This window comes from Mesorhizobium sp. (assembly GCF_024509055.1).
In the GTDB taxonomy this organism is placed as follows: domain Bacteria; phylum Pseudomonadota; class Alphaproteobacteria; order Rhizobiales; family Rhizobiaceae; genus Mesorhizobium.
Genome location: NZ_JANINM010000085.1, coordinates 1 through 5,379, shown reverse-complemented (window position 1 = coordinate 5,379; position 5,379 = coordinate 1). Strand labels below are relative to the sequence as shown.

The following is a 5,379-nucleotide window of genomic DNA, read 5'->3' as shown; positions in this document are numbered from 1 at the left end:
GGTCATGATGCAGATCGCCTCGACCTTGTCGGCGATCAGCTTCTTGGCGGCGGCACGCACCTCATGCTCGTAGAGCGGCAGGATGACGTCGCCGAACTGGTCGATGCGCTCGGTGACGCCGTGGGTGCGGCGGCGCGGCACAAGCGGATCGGGGTGATGATGGGTGACCGCGTGCAGGCGGTCGGCATAGGAGTAATCCGCCCAGGCCTGCAGGCCGCGGCCCATCAGGATCATGTCCTCGAGGCCCTTGGTGGTGATGAGCCCGAGCTTGCGGCCGGTGCGCGACAACAGCGTGTTGAGCATGCCGGTGCCGGAATAGAGCACCACATTGACGCCGGAGAACAGGTCCTGAAGCGAGATGCCCCAGGCGTCCGCAGCGTCCTCGGCCGAGGCGAGGAAGCCTTCGGCCTCGTCTTTCGGCGTCGTCGCCGACTTGCCGATCTTGAAGTGACCGTCCTGATCGACAAGGATCGTGTCGGTCATTGTGCCGCCGGCGTCGATGCCGATGACGATGGGATTGGTTGTGATCTGGTCCACGGGTCGCTTTCCCTTGCCGAGAATGACCTCAGGCTAGATTCGATCGCGCGGTTCGCGCCATATGCCTAAAGACACAATGACCGCGCGGCGCGGTTCGCCGAGAAAAGGGCATGCGCATGGGCAATATCTGGGCGCCGCTGGCCAAGGCGATCGCCGCCACCGGCACCGACCGGCATGTCGACTGCCTGATCGACCTGATCGGGGCGGACATTGCGCACGATCTGGTGACAGTGACGCGCTACTCGGCGACCAAGACGCCGGAATTCGTCAAGCACCGGCGCTTCTCGGACGAGATGGTGCGACGCTACCTCGACAACTATTACGTCTTCGACCCGTTCTATGCCTCGTGGCGGCGCGAACGCCGCCTCGGCATCATGCCGCTCAAGGGTTTGGCCGACGAGGAGGCCAGGCGCGGCCAGTACATAGCCGGCTTCCTGGCGCAATCGGAGATCTGCGACGAGGTTGGCATCATGCTGGCCGACGGCGGCGACTGGTGTCTGGGCATCTTCCTCGACCGCTCGACGGTGTCGTTCAAGGACAATGAGATCGCGCTGCTCACTGAGCGGCTGCCTGTCTTCGAAGCGCTGCACGCGCTCGACACCAGGGCACGCGGCAGCGATTTTTCCCGCACATCCGCGCCCACCGGCCCCGGCGCCTCGCCGCAACAGAAGCCGACCATTCCGGACAGCCTGTGGCCGGAGCTTTCGTCGCGCGAGCGCGAGCTGGTGCAGTTGATCCTCGCCGGGCATCCGACCGCCAACATCGCCGAGCGGCTCGGCATCACTGTCGGCACGGTGAAGAACCATCGCCGCCGCATCTACGAGAAGCTCGACATCACCACGGAGCGCGAGCTGTTCCTGCAGTTTTTCCAGCACCGCGTCGAAACTTGAAATACCGAGAATGGTTCCCGGATTCGGCCTCCGAAACCAGCGCTTGACGACAGTGCTGTTGGCTAACGAAGATCAGGCAGGGAATTTCACCGCCGTGCTTGCGGGGGCGCATGCAGTCCGGGGTATTGACCGACTATGCCGTCAAGCTGCTCGAGCGCGGCTACATTTGCGTGCCGCTTCGCGCCGGCGGCAAGCATCTCGACCTCGCGGCCATGGAGTATGATCCTGTTCATTTGCGGACCTTGCGAAAGGACCTCAAGGAACTGGCTTTCACCGCGACCACCTTCCACCTTGCGCAGAAGCCGCCGGGCAGTGGCGACATCCTGCGCTGGTTTCGCGGCTTTGCCGGTAACATCGGCATATTGGGAGGATACGGCAACCTGATGGTCCTGGACTTCGATGACAAGGCCGGCTATCGCGCCTGGGTCGAAGACCACAAGGAGATCGCGGGCCGCACGCCGCTGGCCAGATCACCGAACGGATTCCACGTCTATCTGAGAACGCGAGAACCAATGGTGTCTTCGAGTCTCCATCTAGGCCTGCGCCGGATCGGCCACGTCAAGGCTCTCGGCGGTTATGTCGTCGCCTGCCCGTCGGCGCTGAAGGACGGCTCATCCTATAGTTGGCTCGATGGCCAGTCGCCATTCGATGTCGAGCCACAAGCCGTCGATGATCTTGCCGGCATGTCGCTGCGCCCGGTGTCGGCGCTCAAGCATCATTACGACCGCCTGCTGAAGCGCGGTTTCTTCGAACGCCAATGAGCGGCTGAGCGTATGGCGGCCGACATCACCGTCGTTATCCCGGCAAGGAACGCAGCCGCCACGCTCGACAAGGCGCTCGGCAGCCTCGTACCCGATAAGCCGTTCATTCGCGATATCCTCGTGATCGATGACGGATCGGAAGACCGGACAGCCGCGGTGGCGACGGAGAGCGCGCGGCGCCACGGCTTGCCCATGGAGGTGGTGAGCGTTCGCCTGGGCAGCGCGGGCGCCGCGCGCAACGTCGGGATCGAACGTGCGAAAGGCGCCTGCATCTTCTTCCTTGATGCGGATGACGAGGTGATCCCCGGAGGCCTCCCACTGCTGCGCTCGGCGCTTGCGGGCCGAGGCGACGTCGGACTTGCCATCGGGGCCAGCATAAGGCGCGCGAAAGGCAGGGCGGACAAGCTCAAGACACCGCATGGCTACGACCCGGACAGACGGCGGAACGTCCACCGCTATCTGCGCAACGAGCTCTGGCCGATCGCGATGGGAAGCGCGCTGGTCGCCGGTTGGGCGACCGCCGACATCCGGTTTCCGGAAAAGATCGGCCTCGACGAGGACACTTGCTACTGGACCGCGCTGCTGGCGCGCGCCGATGCTGTGACTGTCGACGCGCCGGTGCTCCTCTACCACCATGACGAAGAACGGATGACGCGACGCTTCATCACAGCGCCCCGCCGGACCTTCCTCACCATAGCGCGCGAGCTCAACCGCCTCGCGGCCGCCGGCATCGAGCGGGAAGCCCTACAATGGCGGAAAGCCTGGATAGCACAGCGCATTGCGCGACAGCTCATCAGGCACCAGATGTTCGAGGACGCCGCCAGCATGATGCGCGCCGTCCAGGCGCACGGGCAACTGGGCCGAAGCTGGAAGGCGTTGCAATACCTGGCCAGGATCCACATCGGCCGGCTGGTTGGCGGCAGACCGGCGTTGCCCGATCCGGCGGCGCCCCGGCGCACCCTGATCATCAGTTCCGACCCCGCCTACCCGCCCACTTCCGGCGCTGACCTCAGGACCTTCGGCATTGCCTTGGCGGCGGCGGAGCTCGGACCAGTCTGCCTCGCTTCGGTAAGGCCATCGGCCAGTTCGGAGCAGCCGCGCGACCACGCCATCCGCGTGGTCTCGCTGACCGCAAGTTCCGACAAGCAATCGCGTTCGCTGGGCTGGCGCAGGATCAGGGGCGAGACCCGGATTCCACGCCTTGCCCTGGCGCGCCTCAAAGCCCTGACGCGCGCGTTCCGCCCTGACACGATCGTCGTCGAGAGCATCCCGTTGTTCAAGCTGTTGCGGCCTTTGAGACCGCTGACCGGCCAGCTCATTCTCGACATGCACAATGTCGAGTCCGACCTTGCCGCGCAAATGCCGGCGAACGACCCGCTGGCCATGTCGCCGGACATAAGGCGACTGGAACGCAAAGCGACGCAAATCGTCGACCGCATATGGGTCTGCTCCCGTCTGGATCGCGAGCGGCTCGCCGCCATCGTTACCCGCACAATGCCGGTCGATATCGTGCCCAATGGCATCCCGAGAGCCGAAGGCCTTCCCCGGGCGCTGCCCTCGCCGCCTGACATGTCGGACGGATTCCCTGTGATCCTGCTTGCCGGCCACCTCGGCTACGGCCCGAACATCGATGCGGCCGAGCGGCTGGCCCGCACCATCCTGCCGCGCATCCGGCGGGCATTGCCCAATGCGCGGCTGATCCTTGCCGGCCGCTCGCCCGGCGCGACAGCGCAGACGCTCTCGACGCTCGACCGCGTCACATTGGTGGAGGATCCGGACGATATCGGATCGTTGCTGTCAGCCGCGCATCTCTGCATTGTCCCGCTCCGGGTCGGGGGCGGCACGCGCATCAAGGTCCTCGAGGCGATGGCCTCCGGCGTTCCGGTGATCGCGACGCCGCTTGCCGTGGAGGGTCTCGACCTCTCCGACGGCGAAGCCCTGCTGCAGTCCGATACCGACGAGGGTCTTGCCGAGCTTGCGATCGAGCTTTGCTCCGACCCCGCCCGCATGGCCAGTCTGCGCGCCCGCGCCCATGCCATCGTCTGGTCCCGCTTCGGCCCTCAGGCGATCGGCGACGCCGTGCGCCACGGTCTGGGCCTGAACGGCGCCGGCCGATGACGGCCACCATGCCGACTTTTGAACGACAACGGGCGATCCGATGATCCCGAAGATCCTGCACCAGACGTGGAAGACCGACATCGTGCCCTCCCGTTTTGAGGGCCATGTCGAAAGCTGGAAGCGGCACAATCCGGACTGGAAGACGGTCTTCTGGGACGACCGGACGCTGCTCGAGTTCGTCGCCGCGCGCTATCCCGACTTCCTGCCGACCTTCTGCGGCTATGAACATGGCGTGACGCGCGCCGATGCCGGCCGGTACCTGCTGCTCCATCACTTCGGCGGCGTTTATGCCGACATCGACTGCGAATGCGTGGCGCCTTTCGATCCGCTGCTCGGCGAGGAACGGATCGTGCTCTGCAAGGAACCGGAGACGCACGCCCGCGTGCAGGCGGACTTTCGTGGATTGCCATATCTGTTGTTCAACGGAACCATGGCCAGCCCGCCGGGGCACCCCTTCTGGCTCCGTTTGCTGTCGTTCCTGCCGGGACTGGCCCGCGCAAAACAAACGATCGACGCGACTGGGCCGTGCGTGCTCACGTCCGCGCAACTCAGCCACCCCGACCAGAGCGTCTTCGCCATCCATCCGTCCACCCTGTTCTGTCCGGTGGATTCAGCCGGAACGCACGCCGGCGGCGAGGGAGGAACGCTATCGATCCATCATTGGGCCGGCACGTGGTGGAAGCCCGAGGCGCCGCCGCGATTGCGGCACCGGATACGCCAGCTTTTCCACCAGACCCTGCACCATCTGACGCGCGGGGCCTATCTGGACCAGGCCAGCGCCAGGCGAAGCGTCAGCCCGTCAGCGCTTTCGGCGGCCCCGCCGTCGGGACAAAACATCGCCGTCCTGGTGCCGCTGCGCGACGCCGCCCAGCATATCGAGCCGTTTCTTGCCGCCATAGGGCAGCTCGACTACCCAAAGGAAAGGATCAAGCTCGTGTTCTGCGAGGGCGATAGCGTGGACGGCAGCTTCGAGCGTCTGCAGGCCGCGATTGCGCCTCTTGCCAAGGCCTATCGCGGCATCGTGCTGCTGCGCAAGGTGCTCGGCACCCGGCTCGACCGCGCCAAGCGCGCCA

5 protein-coding genes are annotated in these 5,379 nt (G+C 65.4%); 4 read left to right on the top strand and 1 reads right to left on the bottom strand.

The window, feature by feature from the left end:
- On the bottom strand, positions 1-537 hold a 537-nt coding region (locus Q0L57_RS05425; RefSeq protein WP_296739151.1), incomplete at its 3' end, for a hydantoinase/oxoprolinase N-terminal domain-containing protein.
- A gap of 110 nt (positions 538-647) precedes the next feature.
- On the opposite strand from Q0L57_RS05425, the gene Q0L57_RS05420 reads away from it, so the two are divergent.
- The 4 genes from Q0L57_RS05420 to Q0L57_RS05405 all read left to right on the top strand — a co-directional run.
- The gene (locus tag Q0L57_RS05420) at positions 648-1,427 is read left to right on the top strand and encodes a helix-turn-helix transcriptional regulator (protein ID WP_296739148.1); all 780 of its coding nucleotides are present in this window, start codon (positions 648-650) and stop codon (positions 1,425-1,427) included.
- A 110-nt stretch (positions 1,428-1,537) separates the two neighbouring features.
- Positions 1,538-2,188 carry a bifunctional DNA primase/polymerase gene (locus Q0L57_RS05415; protein WP_296739145.1) on the top strand — a complete coding sequence of 217 codons (651 nt, stop codon included), beginning with the start codon at positions 1,538-1,540 and terminating at the stop codon, positions 2,186-2,188.
- Between the two features lie 12 nt (positions 2,189-2,200).
- On the top strand, positions 2,201-4,306 hold the full coding sequence (locus tag Q0L57_RS05410) for a glycosyltransferase (RefSeq protein ID WP_296739142.1): 2,106 nt from the start codon (positions 2,201-2,203) through the stop codon (positions 4,304-4,306).
- Positions 4,307-4,346: 40 nt separating this feature from the next.
- Positions 4,347-5,379 (top strand): glycosyltransferase (locus Q0L57_RS05405; protein ID WP_296739140.1); only part of this gene is annotated, 1,033 nt, incomplete at its 3' end.